The 18,761-nt window shown below is 71.9% G+C and carries 18 protein-coding genes and 1 CRISPR repeat array (1 of these 19 only partly in view); of the genes, 4 read left to right on the top strand and 14 right to left on the bottom strand.

The window, feature by feature from the left end; all coding sequences use genetic code 11:
* Positions 1-163: 163 nt before the first annotated feature.
* Together ACIQGZ_RS10515 and ACIQGZ_RS10510 are read right to left on the bottom strand one after the other, a co-directional pair.
* Entirely contained in the window at positions 164-2,143 is a 1,980-nt protein-coding gene (locus ACIQGZ_RS10515) for a fibronectin type III domain-containing protein (protein ID WP_402600712.1), read from the bottom strand.
* 125 nt (positions 2,144-2,268) lie between these two features.
* On the bottom strand, positions 2,269-3,477 hold the full coding sequence (locus ACIQGZ_RS10510; protein ID WP_402600711.1) for a HupE/UreJ family protein: 1,209 nt from the start codon (positions 3,475-3,477) through the stop codon (positions 2,269-2,271).
* Positions 3,478-3,649: 172 nt separating this feature from the next.
* On the opposite strand from ACIQGZ_RS10510, the gene ACIQGZ_RS10505 reads away from it, so the two are divergent.
* Positions 3,650-4,321 (top strand): hypothetical protein, encoded by a 672-nt coding sequence (locus ACIQGZ_RS10505; protein WP_402600709.1) that lies wholly within the window; start codon positions 3,650-3,652, stop codon positions 4,319-4,321.
* Here the strand turns inward: ACIQGZ_RS10505 and ACIQGZ_RS10500 are convergent.
* The 6 genes from ACIQGZ_RS10500 to ACIQGZ_RS10475 form a co-directional block, all read right to left on the bottom strand.
* The gene (locus ACIQGZ_RS10500) at positions 4,318-5,475 is read right to left on the bottom strand and encodes an LLM class flavin-dependent oxidoreductase (RefSeq protein WP_402600708.1); all 1,158 of its coding nucleotides are present in this window, start codon (positions 5,473-5,475) and stop codon (positions 4,318-4,320) included. The two genes, ACIQGZ_RS10505 and ACIQGZ_RS10500, sit on opposite strands and share 4 nt — an antisense overlap.
* 55 nt (positions 5,476-5,530) lie before the next feature.
* A complete protein-coding gene (locus ACIQGZ_RS10495; protein WP_402600706.1) occupies positions 5,531-6,748 on the bottom strand; it encodes an SfnB family sulfur acquisition oxidoreductase in 1,218 nt (405 codons plus the stop codon).
* A 68-nt stretch (positions 6,749-6,816) separates the two neighbouring features.
* Positions 6,817-7,371: an NADPH-dependent FMN reductase gene (ssuE, locus tag ACIQGZ_RS10490; RefSeq protein ID WP_402600705.1), complete on the bottom strand. Its 555-nt coding sequence runs from the start codon at positions 7,369-7,371 to the stop codon at positions 6,817-6,819.
* A gap of 83 nt (positions 7,372-7,454) precedes the next feature.
* Positions 7,455-8,672, bottom strand: coding sequence for an acyl-CoA dehydrogenase family protein (locus ACIQGZ_RS10485; RefSeq protein WP_402600703.1), 1,218 nt, complete (start codon positions 8,670-8,672; stop codon positions 7,455-7,457).
* Positions 8,673-8,740: 68 nt separating this feature from the next.
* On the bottom strand, positions 8,741-9,874 hold the full coding sequence (sfnG, locus tag ACIQGZ_RS10480) for a dimethylsulfone monooxygenase SfnG (RefSeq protein WP_402600702.1): 1,134 nt from the start codon (positions 9,872-9,874) through the stop codon (positions 8,741-8,743).
* Positions 9,875-10,067: 193 nt separating this feature from the next.
* On the bottom strand, positions 10,068-10,148 hold the full coding sequence (locus tag ACIQGZ_RS10475; protein WP_402600760.1) for a putative leader peptide: 81 nt from the start codon (positions 10,146-10,148) through the stop codon (positions 10,068-10,070).
* A 346-nt stretch (positions 10,149-10,494) separates the two neighbouring features.
* Here ACIQGZ_RS10475 and ACIQGZ_RS10470 point away from each other — a divergent pair, with 346 nt between their 5' ends.
* Positions 10,495-11,406: a LysR family transcriptional regulator gene (locus tag ACIQGZ_RS10470; RefSeq protein ID WP_402600700.1), complete on the top strand. Its 912-nt coding sequence runs from the start codon at positions 10,495-10,497 to the stop codon at positions 11,404-11,406.
* Positions 11,407-11,477: 71 nt separating this feature from the next.
* Here ACIQGZ_RS10470 and ACIQGZ_RS10465 read toward each other — a convergent pair whose 3' ends face one another.
* The 6 genes from ACIQGZ_RS10465 to ACIQGZ_RS10440 form a co-directional block, all read right to left on the bottom strand.
* Positions 11,478-12,332 carry a hypothetical protein gene (locus ACIQGZ_RS10465; protein ID WP_402600699.1) on the bottom strand — a complete coding sequence of 285 codons (855 nt, stop codon included), beginning with the start codon at positions 12,330-12,332 and terminating at the stop codon, positions 11,478-11,480.
* A complete protein-coding gene (locus tag ACIQGZ_RS10460; RefSeq protein ID WP_402600697.1) occupies positions 12,319-12,672 on the bottom strand; it encodes a hypothetical protein in 354 nt (117 codons plus the stop codon). Before ACIQGZ_RS10460 ends, ACIQGZ_RS10465 begins: the two co-directional genes overlap by 14 nt.
* Positions 12,673-12,745: 73 nt before the next feature.
* A complete protein-coding gene (locus ACIQGZ_RS10455; RefSeq protein WP_402600695.1) occupies positions 12,746-13,759 on the bottom strand; it encodes an NAD(P)H-dependent glycerol-3-phosphate dehydrogenase in 1,014 nt (337 codons plus the stop codon).
* Positions 13,759-14,619: a class I SAM-dependent methyltransferase gene (locus ACIQGZ_RS10450; protein ID WP_402600694.1), complete on the bottom strand. Its 861-nt coding sequence runs from the start codon at positions 14,617-14,619 to the stop codon at positions 13,759-13,761. The genes ACIQGZ_RS10455 and ACIQGZ_RS10450 overlap by 1 nt, the downstream gene beginning before the upstream one ends.
* Positions 14,616-15,764 (bottom strand): YcaO-like family protein, encoded by a 1,149-nt coding sequence (locus ACIQGZ_RS10445; protein ID WP_402600693.1) that lies wholly within the window; start codon positions 15,762-15,764, stop codon positions 14,616-14,618. Before ACIQGZ_RS10445 ends, ACIQGZ_RS10450 begins: the two co-directional genes overlap by 4 nt.
* The gene (locus ACIQGZ_RS10440) at positions 15,751-17,016 is read right to left on the bottom strand and encodes a TfuA-like protein (protein WP_402600692.1); all 1,266 of its coding nucleotides are present in this window, start codon (positions 17,014-17,016) and stop codon (positions 15,751-15,753) included. The genes ACIQGZ_RS10445 and ACIQGZ_RS10440 overlap by 14 nt, the downstream gene beginning before the upstream one ends.
* A 343-nt stretch (positions 17,017-17,359) precedes the next feature.
* On the opposite strand from ACIQGZ_RS10440, the gene ACIQGZ_RS10435 reads away from it, so the two are divergent.
* A complete protein-coding gene (locus ACIQGZ_RS10435; RefSeq protein WP_402600691.1) occupies positions 17,360-18,121 on the top strand; it encodes a helix-turn-helix domain-containing protein in 762 nt (253 codons plus the stop codon).
* Positions 18,118-18,450, top strand: coding sequence for a PCC domain-containing protein (locus ACIQGZ_RS10430; RefSeq protein ID WP_402600690.1), 333 nt, complete (start codon positions 18,118-18,120; stop codon positions 18,448-18,450). Before ACIQGZ_RS10435 ends, ACIQGZ_RS10430 begins: the two co-directional genes overlap by 4 nt.
* 204 nt (positions 18,451-18,654) lie before the next feature.
* Positions 18,655-18,761: direct repeats of the CRISPR family, unit length 29 nt; unit sequence GTTCTCCCCGCGCAGGCGGGGGTGGTCCG; it runs 773 nt beyond the window's last position.

Here is an 18,761-nt window from a genome sequence, read left to right as displayed (position 1 = left end):
GGGGGGGGGGGTGCACCGCCCCTTGGGTGTGTACTAGGGGGGCGCGCCCCCCCCGGGGTTTTGGGGGGGGGGGGGGGGGGTGACCGGGGGTCACCGGGGGGGGGGGGGGGGGGGGGGGGGGGCCCCCCCCGGGGCCCCACCCCGCCTGGTGGAACGGTTACGGTCAGCTGCTCAGAGCAGTGATCGTGAGGGTGGCGCGGTAGGCGCCCTTCTCGACGCTGTCCGGGATCTTCAGGTCCAGGTCGGCGCCGAGCTTGGCCGTGCCCTTGGCGTGGCCCTGGTCGGCCCAGCCGAGGCCGCGCGAGACGGACAGGCCCTTGCCGTTGTCGTCGTGGCCGGAGGCCACGGACCCGCTGGCCTTGGCGCCCGCGCCGGCCTCCAGCACCTGCGGCGTCCAGCCGAGGTTGGCGCCGGAGAACGTCTTGTCGGCGTCCTTGAAGTCGCTCACCTCGGCGGAGATCGACCACGGGGCGTGCGAGCGGCGGCTGTCCGTCACGACGATCGGGTTGACCTTGCCGGTCGCCTCGAAGTACTCGCCGTCGTGGTCCTTGGCGGTGCCGAGGTCCACCAGGCCGTTGTAGCCGTCGATCGTCCAGCCGAACTCGCCCGGAGCGGCCTCGGGCACATTGACCTGGAGGTCCTGGCCGCTGCCGTGGTACGGGTGCACGGTGACCTTGTCGACGGTCGAGCCGACCGGCTGCCCGGCGGGGGTGTTCTTGCAGGAGACCTGGCCGAGCTCCACCGACGCGTTGGGTGCCGCGCAGGTGCCGCTGCGGAGGTTCTCCACCACGAGCTTGTCGTTGCGCACCTGGACCTTGACGTAGGTGCGGACGTGCTCCTGGTCCTGAACCGAGTTGTACCAGTAGTTCTTCGGGTTCAGCGGGTCGGCGCCGTTGCCCGCGCCGCTGGTGCCGCTGTTGTCGGGGTTGGTGATGTCGTAGTACTTCGAGCCCGACGCGGAGTTGGCCGTCACATAGAGGACACCGCCGGGGCCCGGGTAGACGTCGGCGGCACCGGGCTGCTCGTTCGCGTCCGCCTTCTGACCGTTCTTGATCAGGTAGCTACGGGAGTAGCTGTGGTCGTGGCCCTGGAGCACCAGGTCGACGCCGAGCTTGGACAGGGCGCTCGGGAAGTCGACGCGGCGCGTCTTGTTGTCCGAGTCCTTGGCGTGGCTGGCCGGCGAGTAGATGGCGTGGTGGAAGACGAGCACCTTCCACTTGGCCTCGGAGCCGTGCTTGTTGATGACGTCGGTGATGTACGCGATGTGCGCCGCGTCGCCGCCGCCGCCCTGCGAGGTGGCGTAGCTGTTGCTGTTGATGTCGATGAACAGCACGTCCTTGTGGATGAACCAGTAGTTTCCACCGGACGAGTTGGAAGCCGGGTCGCCGTTGGAGTACAGCGCGGCCGAGCGGTCGGTGTTCGGCGTGAACAGGTGCTGCTCGTACGCCTTGCCGCCGACGTCGTGGTTGCCGATGGTGGCGGCCCACGGGTACTCGCGCAGCTTGTCGGGGGCGAGGAAGGCGTTCCAGTTGGACTCGTTGTTGGCGCTCTCGACCTGGTCGCCGCCGGAGACCAGCAGTTCGGAGTCCGGGTTGGCGCCGAGCGCGACGTCCAGGGTGTCCTGCCAGCCGGCCTGGTCCTTCGCCAGGTTGCCGGACGAGCCGATCTGCGGGTCTCCGAAGAACAGGAAGTCGTAGTTGCCTTCGAAGTCCTGGGTCTTGAAGGAGTACGTCGCGGACCAGTCGCCCGCGCTGCCGACGCGGTAGGAGTACGCGGTGTGCTCCTTCAGCCCGGTGATCGTCGCGTGGCGGTTGTAGCCGCCGCTGCTGGCGATGTTCGCGGTGCCGGTGGCGGCGAAGGTGGCAGCGCCGGCCGGGAACTCCCCGCCCACCAGCTCTGCGGTGGGGGCGACCTGGAGCTGCTGCGCGGTGTCGGTCGAGGAGTACCAGCTCACGGTGCGCTGGGACTCGTTGGCGCCCACACCGAGGATCACGCCGGTGAGGGTGGTGGACTCGGCGGCGCCGGCGGGAGTCGCCAGCCCGCCGCCGAGGGCCACGGCCAGGCCCAGGAAGGCCCCTGCGGCTCCGGTGGCCACACGGCGTCGCGCGGGCCGGGGGGCCTGCGTCGTGGTGCTTGAGTTCATCAGTGCTCGTTCCTTTGTGCACGGGGTGTGCATGGAGTGGTGATCCTTAAGATTTCTTTACCCGGTAAAGCGAACGTAAATTCGATGTGCTGACCGGCTGAACTTCCGCAGGACCTGCGTGGACGTCAGGACCCGGACACCCGCTGCACGAACCAGACCAGCCCCATCACGGCCACGCCTGCGGAGATCGCGCAGGTCGCCCAGAGTCCGGCCGTCGGTGCCCGGCGGCGCAGCAGGGCCAGCAGCGGGAAGACGGCGGCGATGATGGTCAGCTGTACGACCTCGATGCCGACGTTGAACACCAGCAGCGACCAGAGCAGGGTCCACGACCACGCCTGGTCGATCCCCAGCGCGCCCGCGAAGCCCAGGCCGTGCACCAGGCCGAAGCAGAACACGACGCCGAGCCGGGTCCAGCCCGCACGGTCCAGGCTGAAGTGGCTCTGCCCCGGCGCCTCCAGGTCGGTGGCCTGGCCGCCGCGCCGCCAGACCCGCCACAGGTACCACCCGGCGACCACGGCGATCGACAGCGCGATGACGGGCTCCACGACCCTCGCGGGCACGTCGACCAGGCCGAGCGCGGCGAGCATGAAGGTCACCGAGTGCGCCAGGGTGAAGCTCGTGGCCGCGAGCACGATCTCACGCGGGCGCCGCGACCCGGCGATCAGCGCCAGCAGGAACAGGATGTGGTCGATTCCGGTCAGCAGGTGCTCGGTGCCCAGCCGGAAGAACTCCCAGAACCGCTCGTACCACGCCTGACCGGTCGAGAAGGACGGATGGGCGGCGTCGAGCGCGGCACTGCCCGAGCGGCCGTCGATCTCATAGGTGACGATCGTCTTGGTGCCGGTGACATAGCTCTCGGCGTCGGGGAACAGCCCGCTGCGCACCTCGTGGTCCTCGCCCTGCTCGGGGCAGGTCCAGTCGAGCAGCAGATCGGCGTACGGCACGCCCTCGCGCCGGCCCATCGTGAAGTCACCGACCCGGGCCGCTGTGCACGCCTTGCCGTTCGAGGTGACCGAGAAGCGCTCGGTGACGTACGTGACGGCCGACTCGGCATGGGCGTTGAGCGCGGCGGCCTGGGCGGCGGTGTCACCGTCGTCGAAGGCGGCGTTCCCGGTCCGGAAGAGGGCGTCGTCGTGCTGGAAGTCGGCGGCGGAGACGACGAAAAGGTCGTATTCAAGCTCCAGCCTCGTCCGTAGCTGACCGTTGTCGCCTGCGGTGAGCTGGGCGTACACGGTCGATGAGAATCCATGGGCGAGCGCCGGCTGACCGGCGCCCAGGAGAGTGATCACCGCTGCTGCGATCCCGATGATGAGGCAGCGGACCCGTCGTGACATGTGGCTCCTTCAGTTGCCAGTGCACGTTGCACGTCACGGATGAACGGGAACGGGCGGACCGGCGAACCTCGGAGGAACAAGCTCCGGAACAGCCTCTGCGGGCGCCGCCGACGGCGTATCGGGGAGCAGGATGAGGGCGCACCATCCGCCACCCACTCGGAGGACGATCGCCTTGCGCCCCCCGCTTCGGGCCGTTGCCATCCTGGCCGCGGCCGCCGCGCTGGTCACCGGATGCGGCTCCGGCCACGACTGGTCACGGCCGCACCCCAGACCCACCGCCGTCGGCACCCTCGGCCCGGGGTTCATCGACCGCGCCTCGCCGCCCGCCCCGGAGGCGACCGCCACGCCGCAGCCCGGCTCCTGGGCCGGGGTCCACCCGTCGAAGGGCTACCGCGTGGTGCTGCTCACCTCGGGTGACGACGGCCCGACCAAGGCCCTGGCGGCGGCGGTCCGGGACTGGGCGAAGGACGAGCACGTCGACCTCAGGACGGTGGTCGCCGACGACCCGTCCGACCTGATCCCCGACATCGCCAAGGCCCTCGACATGGGCCCGGACCTGATCGTCAGCGCGGGCAACGACCTCATCGACCCGCTGGCGGTGGTCACCGCGAACCACCTGTCGCAGCAGTTCCTCGTCGTGGGCGCGGAGCTGGCCGAGCCCACCCACAACGTCACGGCGGTCGACTGGTCCGGCGCGTCGTTCCGTGGCGAGGGACTCGGCATGTCCTCGACGTACGACCCCGCCTCGTTCACGAGCGAGCGCTGCGAGGCCGCCATCAGGGCGGGCGTCGCGGCCGTGCTCAACGACCTGACCGGGATCGTGCTCTGGCTCGACGCCGTCTAGCGGCCGGAGAGGCCCGCCGCGAAGGGCACGGCGGCGGCGGTCGGTGCCGTGCCGCCCGCCGGGTGGGTCCACAGGCCGGCGGCGGCCAGCAGCGGCAGCACGCCCTCACCGAACCAGTAGGCCTCCTCCACATGGGGATGCCCGGAGAGCACGAACTCGTCGATGCCGAGCCGGTGGTACTCGGTGATGCGCTCCGCGACCTCGGCGTGGCTGCCCACCAGCGCGGTGCCCGCGCCGCCCCGGACCAGGCCGATGCCCGCCCACAGGTTGGGCGAGACCTCGAGGCGGTCGCGGCGGCCGCCGTGCAGGGCCAGCATCCGGCGCTGGCCCTCGGACTCACTGCGCGCCAGCCCGTCCTGGACGGCCCGGACCGCCTCGGCGGAGAAGCCGTCCAGCAGCCGCGCCGCCTCGGCCCACGCCTGGTCGGCGCTGTCCCGGGTGATGACGTGCAGCCGGATGCCGAAGCGGACGGTACGCCCGGCGCGCTGCGCCAGGTCGCGAATCCAGCGGATCTTCTCCGCGACCTGGGCGGGCGGCTCGCCCCAGGTGAGGTAGACATCGCTGTGCCGGGCGGCGACCTGGCCGGCGGCGGGTGAGGAGCCGCCGAAGTACACCTCGGGGACGGGGTCGGGCAGCCGGTCGAGCCGGGCCTGCTCGACCCGCAGGTGCGTCCCGGCGAGGTCGACCGTGCGGCCCTGCCACAGGGCGCGGACGATCTCCAGGAACTCGCCGGTCCTGGCGTAGCGGGCGTCCTTGTCCAGGAAGTCGCCGTAGGCGCGCTGCTCATGGCTCTCGCCGCCGGTGACCACGTTGAGCAGCAGCCTGCCGCCGCTGTGCCGCTGGAAGGTGGCGGCCATCTGGGCGGCCAGGGTGGGGGCGACCAGGCCGGGGCGGAAGGCGACGAGGAACTTCAGCCGCTCGGTCTCCCGGGCCAGCATGGCGGTGGTCAGCCAGGCGTCGTCGCACCAGGCGCCGGTGGGGGTGAGCGCGCCGGTGAAGCCGAGCTGCTCCGCCGCGCGGGCGACCTGGGTCAGATAGCCGAGGGTGGCGGGGCGTTGGCCGCCCGCGGCTCCGGCGGGCAGGCCGTGGCCGCCTCCGACGACATGGCGACTGTCGCCGTACGTGGGCAGGAACCAGTGGAAGGTCAGGGCCACGGGGGGTCTCCGAACGGGGGCGGGATGGGGGTGACGGGGGTGGGCGGCCGGCGGGTCAGAGCAGGCCGTGCCGGGGCGGCCGGGTGCCGTTCAGCAGGTGGCGGCCGATGTGCTGGACCTTCCAGCGGGCGGGGTCGTGCAGGGTGTGGGTGCGGGCGTCGCGCCAGTAGCGGTGCAGGCCGAGGCCGTCCAGCGCGGCCCGGGTCCCGGCCAGTTCGAAGAGCGCGCTGCCGGTGTCGACCGCTGCGGTGCCGGCGTACGCCTTGGCGGCGGCCACCGCGATGGACGCCTCGGCGGCGGTGTCGTCGGTGAGGTCGGCGGTGGCGGCGTCCACCGCGCGGGCGGCGGCGACCAGCAGTGCTTCGGCGGCGCGCAGCTGGATGCCCAGTTCACCGAAGCGCTGGATGAGCAGCGGGTCCTCGGCGGCGGTCTCGAAGCCGCTCTCGAACCAGGGGCGGCTTCGGGTGCGGACGAAGGCGGCGGCCTCCTCCAGCGCGGCGGCGGCGATCCCGGTGTCGATGGCGGTGTGCAGCAACTGGGCGGTGGCGCCGTGCAGTTGGGGTCCCTGGAAGGTGAGGTGGTGCGGGACGACCCGGTCGGCCGGTACGCGGACCCGCTCCAGCCGCACGGTGCCGCTGGCGGTGGTGCGCTGCCCCATGCCGTCCCAGTCGTCGACGACGGTCAGGCCGGGCGCGTCGCGCGGTACGTAGGCGACCTGGAGGGTGTCGTCCTCGGCGCGGGCCAGGACCGGTATCCAGTGGGCGAACAGGGCGCCCGTGGAGTAGTGCTTGACGCCGGTGAGCAGCAGGGAGCCGTCCGCCGCCGGGGTGAGCCGGGTCCGGATGTCCTGGATGTGCCGGGTACCGGCCTCCGACTGGGCGTTGCCGAGCCTGCGGCCCGCCAGGATCTCGCGGAAGAAGAACTCCTGCTGGGCGGGGGTGCCCTGGCGGCGCAGCACGCCGGTGTAGACGAAGTGGCTCTGCGGGATCTGGGCCAGGCTGGGGTCGGCGGTGGCGAGCAGCCGGAAGACCTCGGCCAGCGTCTCGGCGCTGACGTCGGCGCCGCCGTGGTCGGCGGGGACGGTGATGCCGAGCAGGCCGGAGCCGGAGAGCCGGTCCACCTCGGCGTGCGGGAGCCTGCGTTCCCGGTCCCGCTCGGCGGCTCCGGTGCGGAACTCGGCGGCCAGTCGCGCGGCCACCGCCAGTGCTTCGGTGTCGTCGGCGATCAGCTGCGCGGGCGGGGCTGCGGCGGCGGTGCGGGCGGGGGCGCTCACGGTGGTTCTCCAGGTCGTAGGGGCGGGGGGTCGTAAGGGCGGCGCGGCGGGCTCAGCCGACGGCGGTGTCAGCCGACGGCGGCGAGGGGCGCGGTCGGCCGCAGTGCGGCGGAGAACTGGTCGACCAGTCGGCCGAGGGTGGCGTCGGTGCCGGGCTCGACGGCGGTGCTGCCGTCCCCCCGTACGGTGATGTGCCGGTCCAGGACGAACCAGCCCGGCAGGATGTGCAGCGCCCCCATCGAGGAGAGCACCGGGCGCAGCGCGTAGTCGACGGCCAGGACGTGCGCGGTGGAGCCGCCGGTGGCCAGCGGCAGCACGGTCTTGCCGCCGAGCGCTTCCTGCGGCAGCACGTCCAGCAGGGCCTTGAGCAGGCCGGAGTAGGCGGCCTTGTAGACGGGGGTGCCGACGACCACGCCGTCCGCCTGGGCGAACAGCTCGGCGGCGCGGACCACCTCGGGGTGGTCGAGGTCCGCGCCGAGCAGCGCCTCGGCGGGCAGGGTGCGTACGTCCAGCGGTATGACGTGGTGGCCCTGGGCGGTGAGCCGCGCGTCGAGGTGGCGCAGCAGCCGGGCGGTGCGGGAGGTGGCGGAGGGGCTTGCGGAGACGGACAGGACGGTGGCCATGGGTGACTCGCCTTCGCGGCAGGGGTGTACGGGGGGTGGGTCCGGGTGCGCCGCCCGGGGTGGGCGGCGCACCCGGGGGGCGGTCAGGAGTACCAGGTGGGCTCGGGGATCTCGTCGGTGAGGACGAACCGGCCGACCTCGCGGCGCTTGTAGGCGACCGGGTCGTGCAGGGTGTGGGTGCGGACGTTGCGCCAGAAGCGGTCCAGGCCCTCGGAGCTGGCGGTGGCGCGGGCGCCGGTGACCTCGAAGATGCGGTGGGTGATCTCCAGCGCGACATCGGTGGCCCGCGCCTTCGCGGCGGCCACCCGGACCTCGTGCTCGCCCCGGGCGCGCTCGGTGACCGCGTCGGGGTCGTCGTGCAGCGGCCGGCTCTCCTCGGCCACCCGGTCGGCCAGGGCTTCGGCGGCCCAGAGCTTGGCGGTGAGGTCGCCGTAGGTGTCGATCACATGGGGCTCGTCGACGGCCTTGGGGTAGCCGCCGTGCAGCCAGGAGCGGGACTTGGTACGGGTGTAGGTGGCCGCGGTCTCCAGCGCGCCGGCTGCGATGCCGAGGTAGAAGTTGACGAAGATCAGCTGCACGACCGGCACATTGAGCGTGTTGTAGACCCGGGGCTGGAACTGCTTGTCGACGTATCCGGCGGCCGACGACCAGGGGACCCGTACGCCGTCGATGGTGACGCTGCCGCTCTCGGTGAGCCGCTGGCCGATGTTGTCCCAGTCGTCGTGGAAGGTCAGGCCCGCGCTGTCGGAGGGCACGATGGCGAAGATGTGCTGGTCGGTGCCGTCCAGGACGCCTTCCAGGACGGTGACGTCGGAGACCTTGCTGCCGGTGGAGAAGGACTTGCGGCCGGTGAAGACCAGGGTGTCGCCCTCGTCGCGGACCGCGACGTCGTTGTCGCGCGGGTTGACGGCGCCGCCGAAGAACCACTGGTTGCGGGCGGCCTCGGCCTCCACGTGCTCCCACTGCTCGCGGGTGGCGACCAGGCGGGCCGCCCAGTTCCACAGGTAGTGGTAGCCCAGCAGCTGGCCGATGGAGCCGTCGGCCTTGGCCACCTCCCGGACGACCCGGTAGGCGGTCGGCCAGTCCTGCCCGGCGCCGCCGTGCTCGACCGGGCCGAGCAGGGTGACCAGCCCGGCGTCCTTCAGCAGTTGGACCTCGGCGTATGGGGTGGCGCCGGCCTTGTCGCGGGCGGCCGCGTCGGTGGCCAGCACGGCGGCGACCTCGGCGGCGCGGTCGATCCAGCCCGCCGCGTCGGTCGGCGCGGGCCGGGTCTGCCAGCTGGTCGGGGTGGTGGTGCTCATCTGCGGGGCCTCTCTTCTTCGAGTGGACAGGTGGACATCTCGGACGGGTGGTACGGGGGGCGGTGCGGTCAGACCGGGGCGGCGGCGGTCGGCTCCGCGTCGGCGGGCAGCTGGGCCTCCAGCTCGCGGACCAGCGGCAGCACCCGCTTGCCGAAGTACTCGACCTCCTCCAGGTAGTGCAGGAAGCCGAGGAGGAAGAGGTCGACGCCGAGCCGCTTGTAGGCGACGATCCGCTGCGCGATCTGCTCCGGGGTGCCGATCAGGCCGGTGCGGAAGCCGTCGTTGTACTGGATCAGGTCCTCGAAGACGGAGTCCTGCCACATGCCCTTGCGGTCGGCGGTGGACTGCCCGGCCTGCTTGACGGCGGCGCCGAAGCCGTGCACCGCCTCGGTGTCGGCCTTGGCGACGATCTCCCGCAGCACCTCGCGGGCCTCGGCCTCGGTGTCCCGGGCGATCAGGAAGCCGTTGAGGCCGAAGCGCGGCGCCCGGCGTCCGGCCAGGGCGGCAGCGGCGGCGATGTCGGCCAGTTGCTCGGTGACGCCGTCGAAGTCCTTGCCGTTGCTGAAGTACCAGTCGGAGACCCGGCCCGCCATGGCGCGGGCGGCGGTGGAGTTGCCGCCCTGGAAGATCTCCGGGTGCGGGCGGTCGGCGCTGCCGAGCGGCTTGGGCTTGAGGGTGAAGTCGCGGATGCGGTAGAAGTCGCCGGCCAGTTCGGCGTGGTCCTCGGTCCAGATGGCGCGCAGCGCCCGGATGAACTCCTCGGAGCGGCGGTAGCGCTCGTCGTGCTCCAACCAGGGCTCACCCAGCGCGGTGAACTCGCCCTTGAACCAGCCGCTGACCACGTTCACCGCGAACCGGCCGCCGGAGAGGTGGTCGGCGGTGGCACCGAGCTTGGCCAGCACCCCGGGGTGCCACAGGCCCGGGTGGACGGCGGCGATGACCTTCAACCGCTCGGTGGCCAGCAGCAGGGCAAGGCTGAAACTGGTGGACTCGTGCTGGTATTCGGCGCCGTAACTGGCCATGTAGCGGACCTGGCTCAGCGCATAGTCGAAACCGCTGTTCTCCGCCAGTACGGCCAACTCGCGATTGTAGTCATAGCCCCAGTCGGTACGCTGTTCGATCGAACTGGTGACCAGGCCACCGCTGACATTGGGCACCCAGTAAGCGAAACGCACGGGTTCCGGAGAGGACGGGACGGGCATCAGGGACTCCCGATACAGGAAAAAGGCATGGCGGACGACGCCCGGACATTCACCGGGAAATACCGGGAACCAGACCGGGCGCAGCGGTCGGGGAGAAAGGGAAAGCACACCCGCACGGGCACCGGTCAGCCGACGACGGGACCCGGGAACCCCAAGGGCGGGCGGGGAGATGCGGAGGGGCGGCGCGGGCGGCTCAGACGCCGCAGCGGCAACAGAAGGCGCTGGAGACACGCGCGAGGTCGACATGGCGTCGCCGCGTGAGATCCTGTCGCATCTTCATGGGGAGGATTGAACCAAATAACGGCCCGGCCCGTCAAGAAAGTCGTCCCGGAAAGCGGGCCCACTCCGGACGCACGCCGGCCCGGCTGCAATCCCATCGCAATCAGGACGCAAAAAAGCCGCGACCCACCATGGGTCGCGGAATCAGCAGAATGGCTACGGAATGCCGTCGAAACGGAATCCGGACAGGCATCGGCAAGCGGCAGGCGCAGCCCTGCCGCCGCACCGCCAGGTTACTCAGCGGCGCCCCTCCAGGTCGATTCGGCATCCACGACGCCCTGATAGGGTTTCCCTTGAACACAGGGGGTCCTCATGCCCCGGGGTGAAGGGCGGGCAGCGCCGTGCGGATCGAGCAGCTGGAGTACATCAACGCCGTCACCCGGCTGGGCTCGCTGCGCCGCGCCGCCGAGGAGCTGCACATCTCCCAGCCCGCCCTGAGCGAGACGGTGCGCAACCTGGAACGCGAGCTGGGCGTCGACCTGCTCGACCGCAAGCGCTCCGGGGCGAAGATCAGCGACGAGGGCAGCGAGTTGCTGCCGCACATCGTCGGGGTGCTCGACGCGGTCGACAGGCTGCGCCGCGCCGCCCGCGACCAGCATCTGACCAGCCGTATGGTCCGGCTGGGCACGGTCAACGCGGCCACCGTCCCGCTGCTGGTGCCGACCGTCCGCGCCTTCCGGGCGGCCCACCCCGACACCCAGGTGGAGGTGGTCGGCGCCCAGCAGGCCGAGATCCACCGGGCCCTGCTGGAGGGCAGCCTCGACCTGGGGCTGGTGAACTACCTGCGCGGCGACGACCTGCCCCCCGACTTCCACACCACCGAGCTGCTGCGCGGGCGGCCGGTGGTCTGCATGCGCCCGGACAGCCCACTGGCCGCGCTGCGCACCGTCGGGGTGGCCGACCTGCTCGGTGAGCCGCTGATCGTGATGCGGGCCGGCTATGTCATGCACCGCTATCTGCACCGCCTGCTCGCGGGCCGCGCCCCGTACTTCTCGTACTCCACCGACGGCGCCGAGATGGGCAAACTGATGGTCGCGGAAGGGCTCGGCGCCACGGTGCTCCCCGACTACAGCGTGCTGGGCGACCCGCTGGAGCGGCTCGGCGCGATCACCCATCGACCGCTGGCCGACGACGACACCGAAGTCCTACTGGTCATCCAGCGCCGCCAGTCCGGCACCGCCCCGCACGCGGCCCGCGACCTGCACCAGATCTTCATCCAGCACGCCGAGTCCTACCACCGCACCACCCCCTGACCCCCGGCCCCGGCCGGTCACAGCCCGTGCGACAAGCTGTGGCACCGTACTAGCCGGGCCAGGGGTGGTGGTCAGGCGGCGAAAGCCAAGTAGGTGCCGAGGGTGAGGCCGGAGAAGGTGATCAGCTGGCGGGGCTTGAGGCAGGTGAAGACCGCGTGCACCCCGACGCCGACGACGACGGCGTACGGCGCCGTCTGCGGGATGAGCAACGCGGGCGGCAGCGCGATCTCCGCCGTGATGACGGTGACCGCGACCAGGCGCCAGAGGCGGACGTCCCGGGCAGTGAGGTTGCCCGCGCGGCGGCGGACCAGGCCGGGGACGACGTACTGGCGGCGGTAGGGGAGCCGGTCCCTGACCTGGGTGTAGGTGTGGATCCACTGAGTGAGGTAGAGCCCGCTGCGGAATTGGGGGGAGCGGAGTTTCTGCCAGGCGGAGTTCCAGTAGATGTCGGTGGTGATCAGTACGAGGAGGCATTGCGCCCAGGTGTTCGCGGTGCTCAGGCCGTGCTCGATGTGCAGGCCGTGGCCGAGGTCTCCGGCGAGCAGGAGACAGGTGCCGGTCAGCAGGGTGTAGCGGACGGCATTGGGACTCTTGAGGTAGAGCAGTTCCATGGCGGCGCCGGCCAGGACCAGCAGCAGTGCCGGCCGGGGGGCGAGCCCGGAGGCCAGGGCGAGCGCGGCGGCCGTACGGACGACCAGCGCGGGCCGGTAGACGGTGATCAGAAAGCGGGCCCTGGCGGGGCCGAAGCGCCGCTCTGCCAGGTGGGAGCTGAGCGAGGCGGGGGCGAACCGGTCCCAGCCGCCCTGGCCGAAGGCGAGGGCGAACCGCAGGGTGCACACGGTCCCGAAGACGATCCGGAACCACTGGAGCCGTCCGGGGTCGGTGGGGTACTGGAAAGCGGAGGCGAGAGCGTCAAAGAACCACACGGCTGCCCCTGACTTCCACGGGCTGCTCGCCGCGCGCGGACAGGACGCGCCCCTGTCCGTCGATCCGGTCGTACCGGCCGCTGCCGGTGAGGTGGTCGAGGATCGTCTGGAGCTGGGGCGGCCCGAGGATGAAGCTGCCCGGTGAGAGGTAGTCGTAGACGTTCACGGGCTCGGTGCGCCCGTCCTTGGTGCCGGTGAGCGAGATGATCGTGAAGGTGGCCCGGCAGAACATCTTCCAGCGCAGCCAACGGCCGGGCAGGCGGGTGAAGCCGGTGACCATCCACGCCACCAGGCCGAGGGTGGCGGCGATCTGGACTGCGGACAGCACGGATGCGTGCATGGGCAGGAGCCTCCAGGCGGAGGAGGGTGAAGGTGACGCGGGGTGGGCGGCCCCGCGAGGCGGGGCGCCGGTGTCAGCGCTCGGGCTTGGTGGGCCGCTGCATCAGCGCGGCCGCAGCCTCGTCGAGGGTGACCTTCTCGTGCAGCAGGGCGGAGATCACGTCCGTGATCGGCATCTCGACATCGTGGGCGCGGGCCAGGGCGAGGATCGCCTCCGCGCTCTTGACGCCCTCGGTGGTCTGCCGGGTGGCGGCCGTCGCCTCCTCGACGCTCAGGCCATGCCCGAGGTGGGTGCCGAAGGTGCGGTTGCGGGAGAGCGGGGAGGAGCAGGTGGCCACCAGGTCGCCCAGGCCGGACAGGCCGGCGAGGGTGGCCGGATGGGCGCCCATGGCCACAGCCAGCCGGGTGGTCTCCGCCAGCCCGCGGGTGATGAGCATCGCCGTCGCGTTGTCGCCCAGGCCCATGCCCGAGGCGATGCCGACTGCCAGGGCGACGACGTTCTTCACCGCGCCGCCCAGCTCGCAGCCGGTCACATCGGTGTCCGTATAAGGCCGGAAGTAGGAGGTGTGGCACGCCTGTTGGAAGCGGCGCGCGGTCTTCTCGTCGGGGCAAGCGATGGTGGCGGCGGCGGGCTGGCCGTCCATGATCTCGCCCGCCAGGTTCGGGCCCGACAGCACCGCGACCCGGTCCGCACTCACGCCGGTCACCTCGGTGATGACCTGGCTTGCCCGCAGCCCGCTGCCGATCTCGATGCCCTTCATCAGCGACACGATCACCGTGTCGGGCGCGATGTGCGGTGCCCACGCGGCGAGGTTGGTCCGCAGGGTCTGCGCGGGGATGGACAGCACCAGGAAGTCCGCGCCGCGCAGTGCGGCGGCCGGGTCGGTCGTCGCGGTCAGGGTTGCGGGCAGCTCGATGTCCGGGAAGTAGCCGGGGTTGCGGTGAACCGTGTTGATCGCGTCGGCGATCTCGTCCCGGCGGGCGTGCACGATGACGTCGGTGCCGGCGTCGGCCAGGACCTTGGCGACAGCGGTGCCCCAGGACCCGGCCGAGAACACCGCAGCACGGACGGAACTGTGCTGGCTCACTACGGGGTCCTCTCGTCAGCGTGGCGGCCGGGCCCGGTCATCGTATCGGCCGCGCCGAGTCCCGAAGGGACGTTGGCGGGGCGCCGCAGGGTCAGCAGGACGGCACGGCGGCCTGGAAGTACGGGGAGCATCTGGTGCGCCTCGCGCAGCATGTTCCGTGCTTGGTCCTCACCCAGCTCGCGCCGCAGTTCGTCGGCGTGGGCGATCCACAGCCGGTAGAGCCGGTCCCATGTGGCGGGCTCGGCGGGGCGCTCGTCCACGTGCTCCACCATGAGTCCGGCGGCGCGGGCCTGCTCCTCCCAGATGGGGTCTGTGCCGGTGCGCGTGGCCCGGGTCAGGACCAGTCGGCCGCCCGGGGCCAGGAGTCGGCCGAGCTCGCGCACTGCCACGTCCGGGTCGGCGGCACGTCCGAGGGCGTCCGCGCACACGATGCCATGGGCACTGGAGTCGGGCAGGCCGGTGTCCTCCAGGTCGGCGGCGCGGAAGGCGGCCCGGTCGGCGGACATGCCGAAGTGGGGGCGGCGGTCGGTGGCCTGGGCGACGGCGACCGGGGAGAGGTCGAAGCCCTCCAAGCGGAGGGCGAGGGCGCGGGCCAGCCACAGGCCGATGCCGCCGGTACCGCAGCCTGCGTCCACCAGGAGCTGGCCCGGGCGCATCCGCAGCCGCGCGGTCATCAGCCCCAGCAGGGGCCAGTCGCAGGAGCTGGAAGCGGCGACTTCGGCCGGGTAGTCCTCACCCATCGCCGCGGCGTACAGGCGGGAGACCAGCCCGGTGCGGGCTCGGGCAGCGTGGAAGGCGTCGTACTGGGCCGAGCGTTGTTCGGCGGGCGCGGGCGGCGCCGCCGTGGCGGTGGGGTTCATCGGGGCATTGACCTCCTGATCCGTGAGCGGGTACCGGGGCAGACGACTTGGACGGCGTGGACGGGTCCGGCCGGGTCGGACAGGTCCAGGGCCACCGGCTCGTGCCCGGTGGCATGTGCGACCCGCCGCGCCACGTCCCCGGCCTGTTCGGCGAAGCCGCCGCTGGGTTGGACGAAGTGGCCCGCCGCCTCCGACCACGGCGCGAGCCCCGTGGTCTGCGCCGGACGGAAGGACGGCGCATCGAACGAGGCGGGGTCACCGGGCAGGTCGTCCCGCGTCCCGGCGATGGCGGTCAGCCGGGACTGCGCGGCCTCGGCCAGCGCCCGGGTCAGCGCGATCGCCGGACTGATGTGGCAGCCGGCGCCCGCGAAGACGACCGGATGGTCCTCGGACCACAGGTACGCCACACACACCGGAAGCGCGTACGGGCCGTCCACCAGCGCGATCTCCAGCGCCATTCCCGCAGCCGCCAGCCGGTCGAGCACCTGACGGCCGTGGGGATCGTCGACCGTGCCGGGCGCGACGAGGGTGCGCCTTCGCCCGCCCAGCCGCCCGTCCTGGTACAGCACGTCCCGCTCCACCACCTCGAACAGCGCGTGTGACAGCGCCTCGTCCCGACTGTTCCCGCACGCCAGGCCGGTGCTGGTCGCACGCAGCAGATCCGGGCTCCACTCCGGCCGCTGCACCCGGCGGCGGACCAGATCGGCCGGCAGCAGCACCTTGGCGCCGTCCACCAGGCCGGTTGCGGGCGTCCAGTCCCACACCATCCGGGCCATGGTGTGCGCGGGGTACAGGACGGTCATCGGCAGTGCCGTCAGGGGGCAGTCGGGGGCAACCTCGGCGGCCGGGCCGTGCGCTGCGATGGGCAGCGGCTGCTCGACGTGCCACAGCTCGATCGCCTCCATGACCGCCGACAGCTTCGCCAGCAGGCTGGTGGCGCCCTTGCCCTGGGAGGTGGTCAAGGTCAGCGAGGCTGGCCGGGTCGCCGTCCACACCGGCAGCCCGATGCAGTCCAGGCCGGTCAGGTCGGCGAGGCGGGTGATGCCGAACTCCGGCAGGCGCCCGGCCACCGCCTCCCACGTCTGCTCGGGGGTGCGGGCGCGCACCGTGCCCGGCAGCGGCACCAGGCCGTCACCGCGTGGCACTGGCAGTCTCCGTCCGCTTGATCGTCTCGTTCATCTCCTCCAACAGCCCGGGGACGAGCCGCTTGGCCGCCTCGACGGCGCGCGCCCCGCACACCAGCCCGCGCGCGGACGCCTCTGCGTCGAACTCCTGCTCAGGGCACCGCCAGACCCGCAGCAGGAGCCGGCGGGTGAGGTCGCCGCGCACCGCCGCGACCGTGAACCCGGGCCGACTGGAGCGGGCCCGCACAAGGGCGGCGGCGTACCGGGCGACCGCCTGGCGATCCAGCTCGGTCTCGCCTGCCAGCAGCAGGGCCACGGCCTGCTCGTCCCGTAGGTCGACCGCCGGGTGGAACACCCGGTCGGCGGACAAATCGCCGCCGGTGACCTGTGCCAGCCGCTCCACCAGCGGCAGGCCGGGCCCGCCGTCGGCAGGGTGGAGGGAGCGGTGTTCGAGGTAGGCCGCCCACGCCTTCCGGAACGCCGGGTCGAACAACTGCTGGTAGACCAGGCGGTCCTCGGTGGACAGTTCCAGCTCGTCCACGCGGGTGCGGGCGAAGGTGTTGGACCAGCGCCGGAAGTACGTCGTCTCCCACACCGCAGGCATCGGCTGGGCGTCGGCCGGCGGCAACTCGCCGCCGCGTGCCAGGCGTACGGCCGCGAGGGCGTCGGCGCGCTTGAGGTCGCCGAAGTGCCCATCCTGCTTGCGCCGCTCGGCCAGCCACCCGGCGAACTCCACATCGCCCTGGCGGCGGCAGACGGCCCGTATCGCCGCCCATGTGCGCTGGGGGTAGTAGACCGCGCGCAGCCCCGCCAGCAACTGAGCGGCCCGCTCGCCGTCGACGACCCCGGCCGAGACGGCCAGCCGAAGGACGTGCCGGAGGTTGACCACCGGCCAGGTCAGCGAGTCGAACTCCCCGTCCGGAGCCTGTCCGACCGCCACCTCGTCGTCGCCGTCGATCTCCCCCGAGGCGTAAGCGGTGTAGACGCTGCCGACGCCGAGCATCCCGAACGGCGCAAGTTCGGCCGCCCGCAGCGCGCCGATGCTCGCCGCCCCGATCACCTGGACCCCTCGGCCCATCGCGGCCAGGATCTCCTTGTGGCGCAGCGCCGGTGCCTGGTGGTACACCCCGTCGACGATCACCGCTGTGTCGCGGCGGCGGATCGCGGTATCGAACAGGTCTCCGTGCCGCACCGGCGGCCACACCCGCACGCCCGGCGCGGTGAGCTGCGGCTCGGACCTGGGCAGTGTCGGCCCGACGAAGACGTGAATCACTGCGACCTCCGGACAGGTGAAGCGCGAAGGGCGGCCCCTCCCTGGCCCCACGGGACCGACGAGAGGGGAGGGGCGCCCAGGTCAGGACGAGCGGGCGGGTACTACTCCTCGTCCTCGACGTCGACGGCGACCACCACGGTTTCGGTGATCTCCTCGGTCCCCTCCGCCGATGCCGAGGCGCTGACTGCGGCGATACCGGACTTGGACTGCTCCACGGGCCTTCTCCTCTTCTCTGGCTGCTTTGGCTGCTTTGGCTGCGGACGGTGCGGGCACCTGCCGCACGTAAAGGGTGAACCGTGTCGAGACGCCTGCGGAGGGGCATCTCGGGGGGCATCATGTGCCCATGCCGATCGGTCAGTTGATCCATGATCTGCGCACCCTCAAACAGTGGACCCAGGCCCGGCTCGCCGAGGAGTTGGCCGTTTCCGCAGGTGATCCCAGTGGGGCGCCGGGGCGGGATGCGGTCAAGCGGTGGGAGACGGGCAAGGTCATCCCCGGCAAGCACTGGATCGAACACCTGTCCCGCGTGCTGGGCGTCACTACCGGACAGTTGGAGGCGGAGGCCACGCTCGACCGTGTGAACCGACGAGCCTTCCTGGGACTGTCCGGCCTGGCCGTCACGTACGGCGCGCTGGCCTCGGAGATGGCGGCCAGCATCGCCGGCCGCGACCCGGTCCCGCTGGCCCGGGTCCAGACCACGCACGGCGCGGACATCATCACCGCGTCGCTGACGGACAAGGCGTCCACCGCGAACCTGCGCCAGTGGATGCAGGACGGCGACGTGCCGATCCTGCGCGTCAACGCTGCGGGCATCCTCGCCAAGCTGTTCGGCCAGGGCCACGCTGACCAGGTCGCCCGCGTCCTGACCCACGACGAGGAGGTCCGCCACCTCTACCTGACGGCCGTGACCTCCCGCGTCTGCGCTGTCGACTGGACGGCCGCCGGCCGGATCGCCTCCCAGCCCACCGCGTACGCGCCCCGTGCGGACTTCCTCGCCGCCCGCTTCGCGAGAGAGGCACTCAACCCCCGCGACTCTGGCGCCCGCTGGTGCTCCTCGGTCATGCTGCGGGAGCTGAGTCCCATGATCGGACGGAGTCCCGCATGATCGTCTTTGAAGTCCCCACAGGCGAGCTCGTCGACGAGCTGAACCGCCAGGCCGCCGAGGCCGGTATCACCGACGCGGCGATCGTCTCCCTGATCGGCGCCGCCGACTCCTTCACCGTCTCGACCATGCCCGAAGGCGACGCGCTCAAGGACACCATCACCACATACGACCTGCCCGGCGAGTTGACCGGCACCGGCGAGATCCACAACGGTTCCGTCCACCTCCACGTCGTCATGGGCGTCGAAGGCGACCGCGCCATCGCCGGACACCTCCACGAGGCCCACATCGACACCCACTTCGCCCGCGCGTACGTCATCCCCGTCACCTGACCCAGCGTGTCCGCATTCGGCCCCGGCGCTGCCCTGCCCGTGCGGATACGGCTATTCACGTCCTGGGGCTTTCCCACAACCTGGTAGCGATCACGCTCGGGCTCCGCGTACTCCACCGCACGCCTCTGACATCATGGTCGGGTGATGAGGAGCCCCGTGGGTCAAGAAAAGGCAAACCTCCCCTGAACCCGCAGGTCACGAAGTGTTCTCCCCGCGCAGGCGGGGGTGGTCCGTCATCCTCGTCCGCGCCGAGGACGTAGCGCTGGTTCTCCCCGCGCAGGCGGGGGTGGTCCGACATGGAGGAACGCCTC

Source organism: Streptomyces sp. NPDC092296 (assembly GCF_044755465.1).
Taxonomy (GTDB): domain Bacteria; phylum Actinomycetota; class Actinomycetes; order Streptomycetales; family Streptomycetaceae; genus Peterkaempfera.
Note: the sequence above shows the minus strand (reverse complement) of the source record. Positions and strands in the feature narration are given on the sequence as shown.